This is a genomic window from uncultured Campylobacter sp. (genome assembly GCF_944323605.1).
Lineage (GTDB): Bacteria > Campylobacterota > Campylobacteria > Campylobacterales > Campylobacteraceae > Campylobacter_D.
In genome coordinates, this window is record NZ_CALUTC010000010.1 from 40150 (window position 1) to 56434 (window position 16285).

At 31.4% G+C, this 16285-nt stretch carries 20 protein-coding genes; 11 read left to right on the forward strand and 9 right to left on the reverse strand.

The annotated features are described in order from the left end of the window. Nucleotides 1–16: 16 nt before the first annotated feature. Nucleotides 17–1774, forward strand: a complete 1758-nt coding sequence (locus Q0J35_RS06530) for a Na/Pi symporter (RefSeq protein ID WP_297194331.1) — start codon at nucleotides 17–19, stop codon at nucleotides 1772–1774. Here Q0J35_RS06530 and Q0J35_RS06535 read toward each other — a convergent pair. Genes Q0J35_RS06535 through Q0J35_RS06545 form a run of 3 tightly spaced genes read right to left on the reverse strand, consistent with a single transcriptional unit; the run spans nucleotide 1771 to nucleotide 3713 of the window. Further along, the gene (locus tag Q0J35_RS06535; protein WP_297194333.1) at nucleotides 1771–2547 is read right to left on the reverse strand and encodes a UDP-N-acetylmuramate dehydrogenase; all 777 of its coding nucleotides are present in this window, start codon (nucleotides 2545–2547) and stop codon (nucleotides 1771–1773) included. The genes Q0J35_RS06530 and Q0J35_RS06535 overlap by 4 nt on opposite strands. After that, nucleotides 2544–2813, reverse strand: a complete 270-nt coding sequence (gene fliQ / locus Q0J35_RS06540; RefSeq protein WP_297194373.1) for a flagellar biosynthesis protein FliQ — start codon at nucleotides 2811–2813, stop codon at nucleotides 2544–2546. The genes Q0J35_RS06535 and fliQ overlap by 4 nt, the downstream gene beginning before the upstream one ends. Nucleotides 2814–2849: 36 nt before the next feature. Then, a complete protein-coding gene (locus Q0J35_RS06545) occupies nucleotides 2850–3713 on the reverse strand; it encodes an MqnA/MqnD/SBP family protein (RefSeq protein WP_297194335.1) in 864 nt (287 codons plus the stop codon). A 108-nt stretch (nucleotides 3714–3821) separates the two neighbouring features. Between Q0J35_RS06545 and recA the strand changes: the two genes are divergently transcribed. The 9 genes from recA (at nucleotide 3822) to Q0J35_RS06590 (ending at nucleotide 10698) form a co-directional block, all read left to right on the forward strand. Next, the gene (recA, locus tag Q0J35_RS06550) at nucleotides 3822–4850 is read left to right on the forward strand and encodes a recombinase RecA (RefSeq protein WP_297194337.1); all 1029 of its coding nucleotides are present in this window, start codon (nucleotides 3822–3824) and stop codon (nucleotides 4848–4850) included. 1 nt (nucleotide 4851) lies between these two features. After that, complete coding sequence (gene eno, locus Q0J35_RS06555) at nucleotides 4852–6096, forward strand: phosphopyruvate hydratase (protein WP_297194339.1); 1245 nt, start codon at nucleotides 4852–4854, stop codon at nucleotides 6094–6096. 116 nt (nucleotides 6097–6212) lie between these two features. Further along, a complete protein-coding gene (locus tag Q0J35_RS06560) occupies nucleotides 6213–6368 on the forward strand; it encodes a hypothetical protein (RefSeq protein ID WP_297194341.1) in 156 nt (51 codons plus the stop codon). Beyond that, the gene (locus tag Q0J35_RS06565; protein WP_297194343.1) at nucleotides 6355–7032 is read left to right on the forward strand and encodes an AMIN domain-containing protein; all 678 of its coding nucleotides are present in this window, start codon (nucleotides 6355–6357) and stop codon (nucleotides 7030–7032) included. The genes Q0J35_RS06560 and Q0J35_RS06565 overlap by 14 nt, the downstream gene beginning before the upstream one ends. Nucleotides 7033–7088: 56 nt before the next feature. Further along, the gene (gene ilvE / locus Q0J35_RS06570) at nucleotides 7089–8006 is read left to right on the forward strand and encodes a branched-chain-amino-acid transaminase (protein ID WP_297194345.1); all 918 of its coding nucleotides are present in this window, start codon (nucleotides 7089–7091) and stop codon (nucleotides 8004–8006) included. Nucleotides 8007–8015: 9 nt separating this feature from the next. Further along, complete coding sequence (locus Q0J35_RS06575; protein ID WP_297194347.1) at nucleotides 8016–9071, forward strand: prohibitin family protein; 1056 nt, start codon at nucleotides 8016–8018, stop codon at nucleotides 9069–9071. Between the two features lie 16 nt (nucleotides 9072–9087). Continuing rightward, entirely contained in the window at nucleotides 9088–9618 is a 531-nt protein-coding gene (locus Q0J35_RS06580; RefSeq protein WP_297194349.1) for a DUF2393 family protein, read from the forward strand. After that, nucleotides 9619–10131, forward strand: a complete 513-nt coding sequence (locus Q0J35_RS06585) for a DUF2393 family protein (protein ID WP_297194351.1) — start codon at nucleotides 9619–9621, stop codon at nucleotides 10129–10131. Nucleotides 10132–10155: 24 nt separating this feature from the next. After that, a complete protein-coding gene (locus Q0J35_RS06590; RefSeq protein WP_297194353.1) occupies nucleotides 10156–10698 on the forward strand; it encodes a ribonuclease HII in 543 nt (180 codons plus the stop codon). 4 nt (nucleotides 10699–10702) lie between these two features. Here the strand turns inward: Q0J35_RS06590 and murI are convergent, their stop codons facing one another. The 5 genes from murI to Q0J35_RS06615 all read right to left on the reverse strand — a co-directional run bounded on the left by murI (nucleotide 10703) and on the right by Q0J35_RS06615 (nucleotide 14502). Next, a complete protein-coding gene (gene murI / locus Q0J35_RS06595; RefSeq protein ID WP_297194355.1) occupies nucleotides 10703–11446 on the reverse strand; it encodes a glutamate racemase in 744 nt (247 codons plus the stop codon). After that, nucleotides 11443–11913 (reverse strand): C40 family peptidase, encoded by a 471-nt coding sequence (locus Q0J35_RS06600; protein WP_297194358.1) that lies wholly within the window; start codon nucleotides 11911–11913, stop codon nucleotides 11443–11445. Before Q0J35_RS06600 ends, murI begins: the two co-directional genes overlap by 4 nt. Continuing rightward, nucleotides 11910–13064: a Na+/H+ antiporter NhaA gene (nhaA, locus tag Q0J35_RS06605; protein ID WP_297194360.1), complete on the reverse strand. Its 1155-nt coding sequence runs from the start codon at nucleotides 13062–13064 to the stop codon at nucleotides 11910–11912. The genes Q0J35_RS06600 and nhaA (Q0J35_RS06605) overlap by 4 nt, the downstream gene beginning before the upstream one ends. Then, nucleotides 13061–14233, reverse strand: coding sequence for a Na+/H+ antiporter NhaA (nhaA, locus tag Q0J35_RS06610; protein WP_297194362.1), 1173 nt, complete (start codon nucleotides 14231–14233; stop codon nucleotides 13061–13063). The genes nhaA (Q0J35_RS06605) and nhaA (Q0J35_RS06610) overlap by 4 nt, the downstream gene beginning before the upstream one ends. Before the next feature lie 89 nt (nucleotides 14234–14322). Then, the gene (locus tag Q0J35_RS06615; RefSeq protein WP_297194365.1) at nucleotides 14323–14502 is read right to left on the reverse strand and encodes a hypothetical protein; all 180 of its coding nucleotides are present in this window, start codon (nucleotides 14500–14502) and stop codon (nucleotides 14323–14325) included. A gap of 136 nt (nucleotides 14503–14638) precedes the next feature. Here Q0J35_RS06615 and Q0J35_RS06620 point away from each other — a divergent pair, with 136 nt between their 5' ends. Then, the gene (locus Q0J35_RS06620; RefSeq protein WP_297194367.1) at nucleotides 14639–15829 is read left to right on the forward strand and encodes an MFS transporter; all 1191 of its coding nucleotides are present in this window, start codon (nucleotides 14639–14641) and stop codon (nucleotides 15827–15829) included. A 52-nt stretch (nucleotides 15830–15881) separates the two neighbouring features. On the opposite strand, the gene Q0J35_RS06625 is transcribed toward Q0J35_RS06620, so the two are convergent. Further along, nucleotides 15882–16121: a ComEA family DNA-binding protein gene (locus Q0J35_RS06625; RefSeq protein ID WP_297194369.1), complete on the reverse strand. Its 240-nt coding sequence runs from the start codon at nucleotides 16119–16121 to the stop codon at nucleotides 15882–15884. Between the last annotated feature and the right edge of the window lie 164 nt (nucleotides 16122–16285).

Genomic DNA, 16285 nt, shown 5'->3' on the forward strand with positions numbered 1-16285 from the left:
ATTAAGAAGGAAAAATATGCAAAAAAACAAGCTTGTTTATATAAGTCGTTTTATTGTTTCATCGATTAGCTTTATTTTTTTATTTGTCATTTTGCTAAGCTATCATAGCTTCCTTACTCTTTGTGCTGGAATTTGCGTGTTTTTATTTGCGATGATACTACTTCAAGATGCTTTTAAGGTGCTTTCTGGGGGAATTTTAGATAGGATATTAGATAAGGTAGCAGATAAAAATTATAAAGCTTTTATATTCGGTTTTACTTTAAGCACCATAGTTCAATCAAGCGGACTCGTATCGGTTATAGCTATATCTTTTTTAAGTGCTTCTTTGATAAGCCTACAAGCCGGTGTTGCTATGATATATGGAGTAAATTTATCTACTGCTTTTTCTGCTTGGATAGTGGGTTATTTTGGTTTAAAAAGTGAAATTTCACTTTATGCTATGCCTCTTATTATATTTGGGGTTATACTTTATTTCAATAAAGATAAGACTAAAAAACATATAGGTCTTTTCGTGCTTTCTCTTGGTTTTTTGTTTCTTGGAATTTCTTATATGAAAGAAGGGTTTGAGAATTTCAAAGATAGCGTAGATATTAGTAAATATCAAATGCAAGGTTTTTTAGGGCTTATAGTGTATGTTTTTATAGGTATAATTATAACTTCCCTTACACAGTCTTCACACGCCACTTTAACCTTAGCAATTACCGCTTTAAGTGTATCTCAAGTATCTTATGAAAACGCAGTTGCTTTAGCAATAGGAGCAAATATTGGTAGCACTATAATGACTGTTATAGGTTCTATAGGCTCAAATGCACAAGGTAAAAAAATCACTGCCACACACGTTCTTTTCAATGTTATAGCAGCTTTTATATCCATTATTTTTATAAAATACTATCTTCTTGCAACTGATTATCTTGCTACTATTCTTGATATAAAAAGCGATGATTATGTTTTAAAACTAGCTCTTTTTACCACTCTTTTCAATGTTATAGCTGTTATTTTACTATACCCTTTTATAAAGCAAATGTGTTTTGTATTAGACAAATTTATCAAAGAAAAAAGAAGTGTTAATAATATAGAAAAATCCATATATTTAAACGACAGTGCTTTAGAATTTGCAGATAGTGCCAAAGAGGTTTTGCTAAGGGAAAATAAAAATCTTTTTGAGAAGGCATCTTTTTTAATAGCCACTAGCATAAATGTGAAAGAAGAAGATATAGTTTCTACTTTAGATGTGAATCAACTCATAAAAGAAAGAAATAAAGATTTGGATTTAGATTTTGATGAGTTATACAGGCTTAAGTTTAAAAACCTTTATTCTGAAATCATAGATTTTATAGTCCGTTCAAACACCGCACATGGATATAATGAACAAGCAAATATTTTTGTGGATTTGAAAAGAGCTTCTTTGTTTATGGCTGCTTCAGTAAAAGAGGCTAAAGAATTACATATAAATGTAAAAAAATACGCATTTTCAAACAACCAGGCTTTAAGCGAAGAATACTCTCATCTAAGACGAAATATACTTAGATTATTAAGATTAAGCAAGCAGCTTTTGCAAACTGAAAGCAAAGAAGATGCGATACAACTAAGAGAGCAACTTGATTTTAATGTAAAAAAATACGATGCTATTTCATCAAATTCTTTAGATTCTTTGATAAGATATAAAAGAATTACTGACACTATGGCTACATCGATAATGAACGATACAGCTATTGCAAGAAGCATAGCAAAAGATTTGATACATGCTTGTGATATTTTGTGTTCTATTGATTAAATTATAACTACTTCTCTTTGAAGTTTTATGCCAAAATTTTCAAATACTCTTTTTTCAGCAAGTTCTATCAAAAATATCGCATCTTCAAAGGTGGCATTTTTTTTGTTGATTAAGAAATTTGCGTGTTTATCGCTAAAGCAGGCGTCATTCTTACAAAATCCCTTTAAGCCAACAGCTTCTATAAGTCTTCCTGCATAATCATTTGGTGGATTTTTAAAGATAGAGCCAAAAGAAGCTCCGCTTGGTTGATTATCTCTCATATTTTTTAAAATTTCATCTCTCTCTTTGTCAAATCCGTATTCTAATCTAAATTTTGCACTAAACATCACATCTTTTTCATTGCAATATCTATAAGAAAAACAAAGCTCATCTTTTTGTTTTTCCTTTTTCGCACTTCTTACAGAAAGTAAATATTTGCTTATATTTTCATCTTTTAAACCAGCATTCATCTTTATAAGTCCGCCAAGAAGTCCCGGAATTTTACGCAAAAACTCAAAGCCTTTTAGATTATTTTCTTTTGCGAATTTGTATATTTTCGAGGATTTTGTGGCACAACCTATGTTTATAAGCATATATTTTTCATTCTTTTCAAGAATATCTATGAAATCAAATTTTTTAGATAAAATACCAAGTTTCTTTTTATCATTTGATACTAAAAGATTGTTAGCTCCACCAACTATAAATCCATCAAAAACATCTATATCATCTAAAACTTCAACTTCAAATTTCCCGCCTATACGAACTGAAGAGTATTTTTTAAAATCTATTATCATTTTATAAAGCTTGGAATTTGCTCAAAAATCCCCACGGTAAAATCAATCATCACGTTCATCATCCAAGGCATTAAAAATATTAGCACTACAACAACAAGTAAAATTTTAGGCACAAAAGATAGGGTCATTTCGTTTATTTGAGTTGTAGCTTGAAATATACTTATTATAAGCCCAGCTATAAGCCCAGCTAAAAGCATAGGCAAAGAAAGCATAAGTGTAATTTTAAAGGTTTGAACGCCAATGGCAACTAAAGCACTTTCCATAATAGCCCTTATAATTTTTTAAAATAATAGCAAATTTTTTTAAGAATTCCTAATTTCTTCATATTCAAGTGGTATTAAATAATCCTTTACATCTATATTTTTTTCATAAAAACCGTAGTTAAAACCAAGCTCAAAAAGCTTATTTACAGCTTTTAATTGAAGCTCATTCATAGATATGGAATTTTTGTTTGCATATAAATTTAAGTATGTATTTAATTTTTCTTCATCTACTCTTATTAATTTTCTTTGCATTAGCATTTTGCTAAGTATAGCTTTGTTGCTATCGGCTAAAGATACAGCCTTTGTTAAAATTTTTTCTATCTTTATAGCGTCGCTTAATGACAAAGATCTTCTAAGTGCCATACCTCCAAGAGGAAGCGGTAAGTTTTCTTTTGCAAAATCAAGCCATATATCCCAAAGTTCAGCTTCAACGCAAAGGCTTTTATCAAAGTCTAAAATACTTTCGTGTATCAAAACACCAGCATCAACCTCATCTTCAAGCACCGCTTTTTCTATATCTAAGAAATTTTTATAAATTATTTTAGCCTCTTTGTATTTCATTTTGAAAATCAAAGCATTTGTTGTGTGTGCCCCGCTTAAAGCCACCTTGAAATTCTTTTTTAAAATTTTATCTTTTTTCTTTACTAGCTTTGGTCCATAACCCTCACCAAAAGAAACTGCCGTGCGTAATAATGCGTATTCATCGGCTATTAAAGGATACAAAGCAAATGAAATCGCACTTACATCATAAAAATTTTCCAAAGCCTTATCATTTAAACTTTGTATATCTAATGCTACATTTTCAAAGTCAAAATCTTGTCCTAACCAGCCAAATTTTACAGCCATATACATAAAAATATCATCGGCATCTGGCGAGTGTGCTACTGTTATTTTTTTTCTCATTTTAAACCTCTAAAAATAAAATTAAATTCTAGCAAAATAAAAACATAAAATAAAGTTTATGTTAAAATTCTTTTTGTAAAATTTAGTTTCAATTCAAAAAGGAAAGTTATGGACGATAACAAGAAAAAATCCCTAGAAGCAGCATTAAAAAGTCTTGATAAAACTTTTGGAAAAGGGACTATACTAAGACTTGGAGATAAAGAAGTAGAACATATAGATTCCATTAGCACGGGTTCAGTTGGACTTGATTTAGCACTTGGAATTGGTGGTGTGCCAAAAGGAAGGATAATAGAAATTTATGGACCTGAAAGCTCTGGAAAAACAACATTAACACTTCATATAATAGCAGAATGTCAAAAAGCCGGCGGGGTTTGTGCTTTTATAGACGCCGAACACGCACTTGATACTAGATATGCGAAAAATTTAGGAGTAGATACTGACAATCTTTATATATCCCAACCAGATTTTGGAGAACAAGCTTTAGAAATCGTAGAAACCATAGCTAGAAGCGGTGCTATAGATTTAATAGTGGTAGATAGCGTCGCTGCACTTACTCCAAAGGCTGAAATTGACGGCGATATGGGAGATCAGCATGTCGGACTTCAAGCTAGGCTTATGTCTCAAGCCTTGAGAAAACTAACAGGTATAGTGCATAAGATGAATACAACAGTGATTTTTATAAATCAAATTCGTATGAAAATAGGTGCTATGGGTTATGGAACTCCAGAAACAACTACCGGTGGAAATGCACTTAAATTTTATTCTTCTGTAAGACTTGATGTAAGAAGAGTTGCAACCTTGAAGCAAAATGAAGAATCTATAGGAAATAGAGTAAAAGTAAAAGTAGCTAAAAATAAAGTAGCACCACCATTTAAACAGGCTGAATTTGACGTGATGTTTGGAGAAGGCATCAGTAAAGAAGGCGAGATAGTTGATTATGGTGTTAAACTCGATATAATTGACAAAAGCGGTGCTTGGTTTTCTTATAAGGCTAAAAAATTGGGACAAGGAAGAGAAAATGCCAAGGCATTTTTAAAGGAAAATAAAGACATAGCAGACGAGATAGTAGCTTCTATAAAAAATTCAATAGGTATAGAAGGTGCTTTAAACGCTGATGATAATGATGAGGAGGAGTAAAATGCTTTATATAGAAGATGTAATGGCTTATGAAGTGCTTGATAGTAGAGGCAATCCTACCGTTAAAACACAGATAACATTAAGTGATGGAAGTATAGGAAAGGCTATAGTGCCAAGTGGAGCTAGCACAGGCTCAAAAGAAGCACTTGAGCTAAGGGATAAGGATAGTAGATTTGGCGGAAAAGGTGTTTTAAAGGCTATATCAAATGTAAATGAAAGCATAGCAGAAAATATTATAGGGCTTGATGCTTTTAATCAAACCCAGCTAGATGAAACTTTAAGAGAGCTTGACGGCACTAAGAATTATTCAAATTTAGGTGCTAATGCAACACTTGGAGTATCTATGGCAAATGCAAGAGCTGTTGCAAATGCTTTAAATATACCTTTGTATCGTTATTTAGGGGGAGCTAATGCAAGTATTTTGCCAGTTCCTATGTGTAATATTATAAATGGTGGAGCACACGCAAACAATAGCGTAGATTTTCAAGAATTTATGATAATGCCTTATGGTTTTACAAGCTTTAAAGAAGCATTGCGTTCTGTTTGCGAAATTTATGTTATCTTAAAAAATGAATTGGCGAATTTAGGACATTCAACTGCACTTGGAGATGAAGGTGGTTTTGCTCCGAATTTGGCAAATAATACAGAACCTATAGATCTTTTAATGACTTGCATAAAGAAAGCTGGTTATGAAAACCGTATAAAACTAGCTCTTGATGTTGCAAGCACTGAACTTTTTAAGAATGGTAAATATCATTTGGAAGGCAAAAGTTTTAGTAGTGATGAGCTTATAGAGCGTTACATAGAGCTTTGCAACAAATACCCTATAGTAAGCATAGAGGACGGTTTGGCTGAAGATGATTATGATGGTTGGGTAAAATTAACTCAAAAGCTTGGATCTAAAGTTCAGCTTGTTGGAGATGATTTGTTTGTAACTAATGAAGCAATTTTAAAAGATGGCATAAACAAGAAAATGGCTAATGCTGTTTTGATAAAACCAAATCAAATAGGCACTATTACCCAGACTATGAGAACAGTGCGTCTTGCACAAAGAAATAATTATAACTGCATTATGAGTCATAGATCAGGAGAGAGTGAGGATGATTTTATAGCTGATTTTGCAGTAGCCTTAAATACAGGACAAATAAAAACAGGTGCTTTAGCAAGAGGAGAAAGGACTGCTAAGTATAACCGTTTGCTTGAAATAGAGCTTGAAAATGATGAGTATTTAGGAGAATCAATATAAGCGATTTATTAAAAGATTATGACGAGAGGGTAAAAAAAAGACATTTTTATATAGACCTACTCAAAAGCACATTTTATGGAGTTGTAGCTGTAGTAGCTGCGATATATTTTGGGAATATGCTTTTTGGGCAGTCCTCTTTAGATACCTTGCTTTCTTTGCAAAGCACTAAAGAAGATATTCAAAAGAGGATAGTTTGGTTAAAAAAGCAAAATTCGCAAGCACAAAAGGATTATTTTGAATTGAAAGGGCTTTACCCAAATGAAAGTAAATAGTCTTATTTTTGTTCTTATTCTACCGGTTTTTATGTTTTCTAATGACAATCCTTTTATCGCCCCAAAGGATGTAGAAAAAGCACGTTTGCAAGAACTTGAAAAAGAGGATATTAAATTTAGTTCTGATGCTAGAGCCATAAAGGATATTAGCATAACTTATATAAGTTTTGATGGCACTGAAAAGACTATGAAACTAAATATAAATAAAAGTATAGACTGGCACGAAACTTATTCTCTCATAAAAAATAAAACTCAAAGCCCAGATTCAACACAGATAATGGACGTTTCAGTAACTATACCAGAAAATAAAAAGATAAATGCAACAAGTAGCGAGATAAATTCTTCTGTAAATATACAGTCTCCAAATGAAAACGGTAAAATAGAGGAATTCTTGAGCTTTGCAACCTATGATAAAAGTATCAAACTTGTAAGTTCTGATGAAATCGTGGGAAATTTTGCTTTGGGAAATCCTAGCAAGATAGTTATAGACTTTAAAAGAAATGCTGCTTTTAATACAAAAAGCATAAATTTGAAAAAAGCACCTTTTAAGAGGATTAGTATAGGTTCGCATAATACATATTACAGGCTAGTCATATATTTAGATGGCAAGTATAATTATAAAATAGAAAAAAATGCCGACGGATACACTGTTTTAATAATTTAAATTTTAAGCATTAGTTTATTTTTGTTAGAATATCTTAATTTTTTGAAAGGTTTATTATGAGCATTAAAGCAGATAAAATTTGGCTTGATGGAAAACTTGTAAATTTTGAAGATGCTAATTTACACTTTTTAACACATTCTTTACATTATGGAAATGCTGTTTTTGAAGGAACAAGGGCTTATAAAACAGATAAAGGTATGGCTATATTTAGATTAAAAGAACATACTAAACGTTTAATTGAATCGGCAAAAATTTGCCTACTTAAAAGCCCTTATACTCAAGAAGAATTAGAACAAGCACAGATAGAACTTTTAAGAGCTAATAATTTCAAAGCAAATACATATATAAGACCTTTGATTTTTTTAGGTGACGGTATAATGGGGCTTTACCACGCAAAAGCTAAGGTAAGAGTTGGAATAGCTGCTTGGGAGTGGGGAGCTTATCTTGGAGACGAGGGTATTAATAAAGGCATAAGAGTAAAAATTTCATCTTTTGCTAGAAATAGCGTAAAATCGTCTATGGGCAAGGCAAAATCGAGTGCAAACTACTTAAATTCACAAATGGCAAAATACGAAGCGATAGAAGCTGGATATGAAGAAGCATTAATGTTGGATGAGGAAGGTTTTATAGCAGAAGGCACAGGAGAATGTTTTTTTATAGTTAAAAATGGTTGTTTGATTACCCCTCCAAATGATTTTTCTCTAAAAAGCATAACTCAAGATACTGTTTTAAAACTAGCTAATGATTTGAGCATACCAGTTCTAAGACAAAGGATAAGCAGAGATGAGGTTTATGTCGCTGATGAGGCTTTTTTCACTGGGACAGCAGCAGAGCTTACGCCTATAAATGAAGTAGATGCTAGGATTATAGGAAGTGGAAAAAGAGGAGATATAACCCACAGCTTGCAAAATGCTTTTTTTGACGTAGTTTATGGAAGAAATGATAAATATAAAGATATGCTAACTTATATATAAAGGAAAAATATGCCAGCAGATTTAAATGATTATTTTAAAAAGAAGTCTAATTCTAATAGCGATAACAAATCTAATTTTAATTTTAAAGCACCGAATATAAATTTCAAAGGCTTTGGAAAGGCGAGTGGTTTTATATATGGCATTATTATATTAATACTTGCCTTGGTTTTGATAAGACCGTTTGCTATAGTAAATGAGGGAGAAATGGGCATAAAGGTAACTACAGGTAGCTATGACCCAGAGCCTTTAAAATCAGGCTTACACTTTTTTGTTCCTATTTTTCAAAAAATTCTCATAGTTGATACTAGACAAAGACAAATGACTTACACATCTTCAGATGGTGCTAGTTCTAGTTTTCAGACAAATTCAGGTATAGTTGATAAAGGTAGCATTTCTGTTCTTGATTCAAGAGGTTTGACCGTGCTTGTAAATATAACTGTAAAATATAGTCTAAATCCTACAGAAGTTCCAAGAACTATAGCTATGTGGAATTTAAACTGGGAAAATAAAATAATAGACCCAACTGTAAGAGATGTGGTGCAAAGTGTTATAGGTAAATATACAGCTGAGGAATTACCGGCAAATAGAAATGCTATAGCCTCTCAAATTAACGAAGGTATAACAAAAACTATCTCATCTTTGCAGAATAATCCTGTCCATTTGCAAGATGTGCATTTAAGAGAGATTATTTTGCCACCTAGCGTTAAAGAGCAAATAGAAAGAGTTCAAATAGCTAGACAAGAAGCAGAAAGAGCAACTCAAGAGGCTATAAGAAGGGCTACTTTAGCAGAGGGTGAAGCAAATGCAACAATAATTAGTGCAAAAGGTAAGGCTGATGCAGCTAGGATAGAAGCTGATGCACAAGCTTATGCTAACAAAGAGGTCGCAAATAGTCTTAATAATCCTTTGTTAAATTTAAGACAAATAGAGGTGCAGGGTAAATTTAATGAGGCTTTAAAGGCGAATACAGATGCGAAAATCTTTTTAACTCCTGGTGGAGCAGTGCCTAATATATGGGTTGATACAAAAGATAACAAGGTGCAAAGTTCTGTAAATCCACAATAATATATGAGGAAAGTCTATGCTTGAGTTAAAAGAAGGCATACTATTTTACATAAAACACCTTTACACTATAGACCTTGTATTTATACTTTTGGTGCTTTTTGTGTTTGTATGTTTTCTACTCTTTGTCGTAATGCTTCACGAAAAGCCTATATGGGCATCTTTTGTGCTTTTTCTATCGCTCATAATATGCCCTGTTTTTGCTTATTTTGGCTATAAATTTATAGACGATAAGGTAAGGCATAGAATTCTAACAGTTATAGACAATAATTTTTATGATAGCTCTAATTTAGCTATAGATTTAAGCATAGAAAATAAGTCAAAATATGATTTTTCTTACTGTAAGATTATAGCCAAGCTTTATAAAACAGATGATTCAAATCTTAGCACCTTAGATAAATACAAACAAAAATACATACCTTTTAGACTTAAAAGTAAAATTTTAGAAAACAATCTTACAAAGAACGAGGTGCAAGAACACAGAATAAATTTTGAAAATGTTTCCACTGATGAAAATTTAACTATTAGACTTGATTCTAGGTGTTTTTAAATGGCTTTTACTATTTTTCATATAATAGTTCTTATAGCATCTATATTGGTATTTACTTCTCTTTGTGTTTTAGTTTTTTTAAAAATAAAAGATATAAAATCAGCTTTGACAGCCTATGCAACTAGTTTTATGGGGGTTGCTATCATTGCTTACTCCTTGTTTATAACCATAGATGGCTATATAGTTCAAGCAGAGGTTTCAAATGTAAATTTTTCAAGGAATTTGAGTTCTGAAACAGTTACAGTAAGAGGCAGAATAACAAATAAAACAAAATTTCCAATAAGAAAATGTTTTTTACAAGTTACCATAGTTAATAAAGTCGGTTCTTCAGGTGATATATTTGCAAATCAGCCCCAAATAAAAACCTCAAAAGGTGTTTCTAATAAAGCTTCTTATAATCTTTTAATAGCTAACTCATTAAATGGTAATAGCTATGAAGATTTTTCTATACAAATTCCATTTCCACCGGGTTTTGGTAGAGCTGAATTTTACCATAATCTAAAATGCATTTAGAATTTATAAGCAAAGTTCTTTAAGATGAGCTTGGTTGGCATAGATGAAGCCGGAAGAGGAGCTTTAGCTGGACCGCTTTGTGTTTGTGCTTGTGTATTAAATAAAGATTTGAAAGGTTTAAAAGATTCAAAACTTTTAAGCCCTAAAGCAAGACAAGAATTATTTGAGCTTATAAGCATAAATTCAAGCTATCTCATTTTATTTTGTTCAAATTCTATGATAGATGAATTAGGTCTTAGCGTATGTTTTAAAAGAGCCTTAAGTGTCATAAAAAGGCATTTTGATTCTTGTGAATTTTTATTTGATGGAAATACAAATTTTGGTGTAAGCGGCATAAAAACTATGATAAAAGCAGATAATAAAATAAGCGAGGTAAGTGCAGCTTCTATCTTAGCTAAGGTGAGTAGAGATAAGTTTATGAGCAGTTTAAATGATAAATATGAATTTAAAAAACACAAGGGATATGCTAGTGCATTGCATATAGAGCTTATTAAAAGATATGGTTTTTCTAGTCTTCATAGAAAAAGTTTTGTTTTAAAATCTCTTGAGCCATCTTTGTTTAACTAAAAACTTATTTAAGCCAAAGTTTTGCAGTTTCTTTTAAAGCTTTTACATCGCTACTTGCGTAAAATTCTATTTTTGGCTTTTTGTTTAGTCTTTTTAGTTTAAATTTATCTTTTAATTCATAGCTTATAGCATCTCCTGAATGAATTAATTTTGTATTTTTGCCAAAATATTCTTTTAAAGCATCTGAAAGAAGTGGAAAATGCGTGCAACCAAGTATTATAGCTTCTGGTTGTTTTGATATGTCTTTAAAATAATACTCAAACAAGCTTTGCACTATTTTACCATTAAAAATTCCCTCCTCAACTACAGGCACAAAAAGTCCAGTAGCTAAAGATTTTACATTTACAAAGCCTTCCTTTTTTAATCTATTTTCATATTGCTTTGAATTTATGGTTGCTTTCGTAGCTAACACTAAAATTTCATCGTTTAAATTACATAGGGCATTTTTTGTAGCATTTACTCCAGCGTCTATTACTCCTAAAACTGGAAAATCAGCTTTTTTTCTAAGCTCTTTTAAAGCATAAGCACTGACAGTGTTGCAGGCTATTATTAGCATATCAAGTTTAAATTGTTTAAAAAAATCCAATGCTTCAAGTGAAAATTTTATTATGGTTTCTTTGTCTTTTACTCCATACGGCACTCTTGCTGTGTCCCCATAATAAAAAATATTCTCAAACAAATTCTCATTTAAAATAGATTTTAAAACGCTTAGCCCACCAGCTCCGCTATCAAAAATTCCTACATTCATCTTAAATACCTTCTAGCACCTATATATTTTGTAGTCCAATATTTTGTGTTAAGTTGCATTTCTTTTACTCCACCTCTTGTTGAAAGATGTATGAATTTACCATTGCTTGTATAAATTCCAACATGAAGTCCATTTGGACCTCTACCTGTTCTAAAAAAAAGCAGATCACCAGCTCTTAAACTAGATCTTGAAACAGACCTACCACTACTCATTTGAGCTCTTGTAGTGCGAGGTAATTTTACACCAAAACTAGAAAAAACAGTTTGCGTAAAACCAGAACAGTCCGAGCCATTTACCTTTGTCCCACCTAATACATAAGGAGTTCTACTCCACTGTCTTTTTACAGAATTTAATTTTGAAACTATGCTGTAATTGCTGTATGATTTATATGAGGACCTGTAAGAAGAGCTAGTTGAACAAGCGGTAAAAAGCATAGAAAAAACTAATACAACAAATAAAAATTTCATTTATTAGCAAAAAACCTTAAAAACAAAAATCCAAATATACCAGAACAAAAAGAGGCAAAAAGTATAGCCATATTATCAGCGTATTTAAATATGTCGCTTACTTCATAAGCTAAACCGTCTATAAAAAGGCTCATTGTAAAGCCTATGCCAGTTAGTATGCAAATTCCGTATAATTGTTTAAAATTAGAATCCTGTGGTAATTTAGCCATTTTTAATTTTATACATATGTAGGAAAACAAAAACACTCCAAGCTGTTTTCCTATAAAAAGCCCAAGAAATATCCCAACGCTAACCCCAGAAAATATATCTTTAATCGACAAATTACCAAAATTTACTCCAGCATTTGCAAAGGCAAATATAGGCAAGATAACTAAATTTATCCACATCTTAAGACCCTCATGGATCTCATCTAAAAAATTCTGTCTATCCCTTGTATGTAGAGGTATGAAAAAGGCAGTTATAAGACCTGCTAAGGTAGCATGAACCCCACTTTGCAAAACAGCTAGCCACAAAAAAGCAGAGCAAATGAAATAAAAAGACTTTCTACTTACATTTAATAAATTTAAAGTAAGTAAAATGCATATTATAAAAAAAGATATTACTAAGGCTATCACAGATAGCTTACTAGTGTAAAAAATAGCTATTATAAGAATGGCACCAACATCATCAAATATAGCAAGACTTAGTAAAAAAATTTTTAGTGAGCTTGGTATTCTTTTTCCTAGTAAAAGCAAGATAGCTAGAGCAAATGCTGTATCAGTAGCAGTAGGTATAGCCCAGCCACGCATAACATATTCATTATTAAAATTTATAGCAGTAAATATCAAGGCAGGAACTACTATGCCTCCTATTGCTGCAAAAAGTGGCAATATGATATTTTTGGGATTTTTAAATTCTCCTTCACAAAATTCTTTTTTTAATTCAAGACCTATGGCAAAGAAAAATATAGCTATCAACCCATCATTTATCCATAGTAGTAATGGTTTTGAAAAAACAAAATCGCTTATATGAAAACCAAGCGGCAAAGATATAAAATCTTTGTAGGCTGTGCTATTTGAGTTATTTGCTATGACTAATGCTATAATCATAGCTATGATAAGCAAAATTCCACCAAAAGCCTCATCTTTTATTATACTTAAAATTTTATTCAAGCATTTGCCTTGTTTATTAATCTTAGATATAAATAAGCGACTATAGCACTCACAAAACTAGCAAGTAAAATAGCTAGTTTATCAGCTTGAGCAAATGCATTCAAGTCATCTACATAAGCTAAACCGTCTATAAACAAACTCATAGTAAAACCTATACCAGTTAGTATGCAAATTCCATAAAATTGCTTGTAGTTTGCATCTTGCGGAAAGGTAGCTAGTTTTAACTTTATGCTTATGTAGGAAAACAAAAACACTCCAAGCTGTTTTCCTATAAAAAGCCCTAAAAATATGCCAAGACTAACAGGAGAAAGTAAGCAATTAATATCTAGTGCTCTTAAATCCACTCCAGCATTCGCAAAAGCAAATACAGGCAAGATAAAATAAACAACCCAAGGATTTAAATTATCATAAATTTTTTTTGAAAAAGAATCGCCATTTTTCTTATCAATAGGTATAAATATAGCGGCTATAACCCCAGAAAGAGTAGCATGAACCCCACTTTCGAGCATAGCTACCCATAATATAGCTCCTATTATGCAGTAAAAGCCTAAATTTGAAATATGTAAATAATTTAGCAAGAAAAACAAGGCTATACAAAGCAAGCAAATAAATATAGCAAAAACTGAAAGTTCGCCCGTATAAAAAAGTGCTATTATGATTATGGCACCTAAATCATCAAATATAGCAAGACTTAGTAAAAAAAGTTTTAAGCTAGTTGGGATTCCTTTTAAAAGCATTAAAATTCCAACCGCAAAAGCTATATCAGTAGCAGTAGGTATAGCCCAGCCACGCATAGCAAAATCATTTGAATGATTTATAAGAGCAAATATTAAAGCAGGAGTTAGCATACCGCCAATAGCTCCAAATATAGGTAGAGATACGGATTTTATATCTCTTAATTGCCCTCTCATAACTTCATATTTTAATTCAAGCCCTATACAAAAGAAGAAAATGGCTATAAGCCCATCGTTTATCCAATGGACAAGGCTTTTAGAAATTTCTTTGGATACACCCTCTCCATTTACTGATATTCCAAGCTCTAAATGCAAAAAATTCTCGTAAATTACGCTAAGAGCACTATTTTGACATATTAACGCTAAGATTGTAAAAAATATTAGCAAAAAACCCGGAAAAGATTCGTTTTTTATAAATTCTTTTATGCCTTGCATTTGAATTTTCCAAAATGTTGATTTGCTAATATTATACAAAGAATAAGATTAAAAAGAGGTTATAAACAAAAAAGGTGTCAAAGACACCTTTAGGCGTATATATCAAGACCCGAAGAGCTTGATGTGCCAGAAACCTCACCAGAACTAAGTGCAGAAACAGACTCTATGAGTTGGGCTACTGCTTCCTCATTGCTTTGTATAGCTTGCTTTAGAGTGTTTGTGCTGATGAGGGACATTAAAGACGCATTTGACATACTTGCATCGATCATAGATAACTCCTTTTATGTCTAATGTCAATAACAATATCGGCATAATGTAAAAAAAATTAATTATAACAAGATTATATTATTTAAATTTTTTATGTATTTTTTAAGCTATAATTAATTTTTTTTTAAAGAGGTTCAAATGAAAACATATAAAAAAACTATTTTTGCTTTGGCTTTAAGTGCTTTTTGCTTAGGGGTTACTGAATTTGTAATGGCTGGAGTTTTAGTAGATGTAGAAAGTTATTTTGAAATAGATGCAAAGACAGCTGGTTGGCTAACAACACTTTATGCTATAGGTGTTTTTATAGGTGCGCCACTTGTAAGCATACCTCTTAGTAAATATGATAGAAGGACCCAGCTTTTAATAAATTTAAGCATATTTGCCCTTGCAAATTTCATAATTTTTTTAAGCACAAATTTTTATCTTACAGCTTTTGCACGTTTTGTGGCAGGCACTCAACACGGGGTATTTTTTGTGATAGCTACCTTAGCAGTTACTGCTGTAGTGCCTTCAAATATTCGTTCTAGAGCCTTAGCTGTTATGGTTACAGGGCTTACTGTGGCTTTGGTTACTGGCGTTCCATTAGGGACATTCATAGGACATTTTTTTGGTTTTAAATTTATATTTTTGCTTATATTTGTTATAACTGTTTTTGCTTTGTTTGGCATATTTCATTTAATGCCAAAAAATATAAGTTCAAAAAAAATGAGTTTTAAAAATTTAATACCGGCTTTTTCTCATAAAAACCTTATAAAAACCTATACCATAACAATCTGCACTTGTGGAGCTCAATTTGTGCTTTACACATACATACAAAAACTTTTAGTCGATATAAGTGGTTTTAAAACAGCAAATACCGCATATATACTTTTAATATATGGCTTTTGTGCCATACTTGGAAATTTATATGGAGGAAGGTTAGCTGATAAAATAGGCTCTATAGCTAGTTTAAGGATAATACTTGTCTTGCAAGTAGCAGCATTTTTACTGGTAACTGTATCTATGCATTATAAAATTTTGATTTTGATAAATATAGCTATTATAGGCTTTTTAGCTTTTTCTACTATACCTGCTCTTAAAATGATAGCCTTACATAAAGCAAAAAGACACACAAATTCTTACGTAGATAGCACTGTAAGCGTAAATGAAGCGGCTTTTAATGTCGGCATAGCTCTTGCCTCTTGGCTAGGTGGCTTGGTCTTGGTGGGTTTAGGAATAGAATTTAACGCAGTTTTTGCGGCATTATTTGTATTGCCAGCATTGTTGTTTTCAATACTTTTCGCTAAAGATAAGGTGGATTACAAAAAATTGAAAAAAAGAAGTAAATAAATTTAGGCTTGTTTTGCGGTTGATATTAGCAAAACAAGTTTTTTGATATAGCTTATTTTACTGTAATATCATTTTTTATACCATCAAATATCTTTGAACCTATACCTTTTACTTTTTTTATGTCTTCTATAGAAGTGAAATTTTGATCTTTTCTGTATTCGACTATAGCTTTAGCCTTAGCATCACCTATACCTTTCAAGCTTTTAAGCTCATCGACTGTAGCTGTATTTATATTAACAGCACCAAATAAAAAACTAGCAAACATTAAAAATGTCAAGATTATCTTTTTCATTTAGAAAAACCTTTGTATTGAAATTAAAATAAAGGTAATTTTCTCTTATTTTTACTTAAAATAATATTTATTTTAATAATTTTTTTAATACCTTTCCTTAAAAAACCACAAACCCTCATTTTAAACTCCTTTTAAGCTTATTATTATATAATTTCATTTCCTTT

Excerpts from the sequence above, each read along its gene's own strand:
- Q0J35_RS06530 (WP_297194331.1), top strand. The coding sequence starts at position 17 with ATGCAAAAAAACAAGCTTGTTTATATAAGTCGTTTTATTGTTTCATCG.
- Q0J35_RS06535 (WP_297194333.1), bottom strand. The coding sequence starts at position 2,547 with ATGATAATAGATTTTAAAAAATACTCTTCAGTTCGTATAGGCGGGAAA.
- Q0J35_RS06545 (WP_297194335.1), bottom strand. The coding sequence starts at position 3,713 with ATGAGAAAAAAAATAACAGTAGCACACTCGCCAGATGCCGATGATATT.
- recA (WP_297194337.1), top strand. The coding sequence starts at position 3,822 with ATGGACGATAACAAGAAAAAATCCCTAGAAGCAGCATTAAAAAGTCTT.
- eno (WP_297194339.1), top strand. The coding sequence starts at position 4,852 with ATGCTTTATATAGAAGATGTAATGGCTTATGAAGTGCTTGATAGTAGA.
- Q0J35_RS06560 (WP_297194341.1), top strand. The coding sequence starts at position 6,213 with ATGCTTTTTGGGCAGTCCTCTTTAGATACCTTGCTTTCTTTGCAAAGC.
- Q0J35_RS06565 (WP_297194343.1), top strand. The coding sequence starts at position 6,355 with ATGAAAGTAAATAGTCTTATTTTTGTTCTTATTCTACCGGTTTTTATG.
- ilvE (WP_297194345.1), top strand. The coding sequence starts at position 7,089 with ATGAGCATTAAAGCAGATAAAATTTGGCTTGATGGAAAACTTGTAAAT.
- Q0J35_RS06575 (WP_297194347.1), top strand. The coding sequence starts at position 8,016 with ATGCCAGCAGATTTAAATGATTATTTTAAAAAGAAGTCTAATTCTAAT.
- Q0J35_RS06580 (WP_297194349.1), top strand. The coding sequence starts at position 9,088 with ATGCTTGAGTTAAAAGAAGGCATACTATTTTACATAAAACACCTTTAC.
- Q0J35_RS06585 (WP_297194351.1), top strand. The coding sequence starts at position 9,619 with ATGGCTTTTACTATTTTTCATATAATAGTTCTTATAGCATCTATATTG.
- Q0J35_RS06590 (WP_297194353.1), top strand. The coding sequence starts at position 10,156 with ATGAGCTTGGTTGGCATAGATGAAGCCGGAAGAGGAGCTTTAGCTGGA.
- murI (WP_297194355.1), bottom strand. The coding sequence starts at position 11,446 with ATGAATGTAGGAATTTTTGATAGCGGAGCTGGTGGGCTAAGCGTTTTA.
- Q0J35_RS06600 (WP_297194358.1), bottom strand. The coding sequence starts at position 11,913 with ATGAAATTTTTATTTGTTGTATTAGTTTTTTCTATGCTTTTTACCGCT.
- nhaA (WP_297194362.1), bottom strand. The coding sequence starts at position 14,233 with ATGCAAGGCATAAAAGAATTTATAAAAAACGAATCTTTTCCGGGTTTT.
- Q0J35_RS06615 (WP_297194365.1), bottom strand. The coding sequence starts at position 14,502 with ATGATCGATGCAAGTATGTCAAATGCGTCTTTAATGTCCCTCATCAGC.
- Q0J35_RS06620 (WP_297194367.1), top strand. The coding sequence starts at position 14,639 with ATGAAAACATATAAAAAAACTATTTTTGCTTTGGCTTTAAGTGCTTTT.
- Q0J35_RS06625 (WP_297194369.1), bottom strand. The coding sequence starts at position 16,121 with ATGAAAAAGATAATCTTGACATTTTTAATGTTTGCTAGTTTTTTATTT.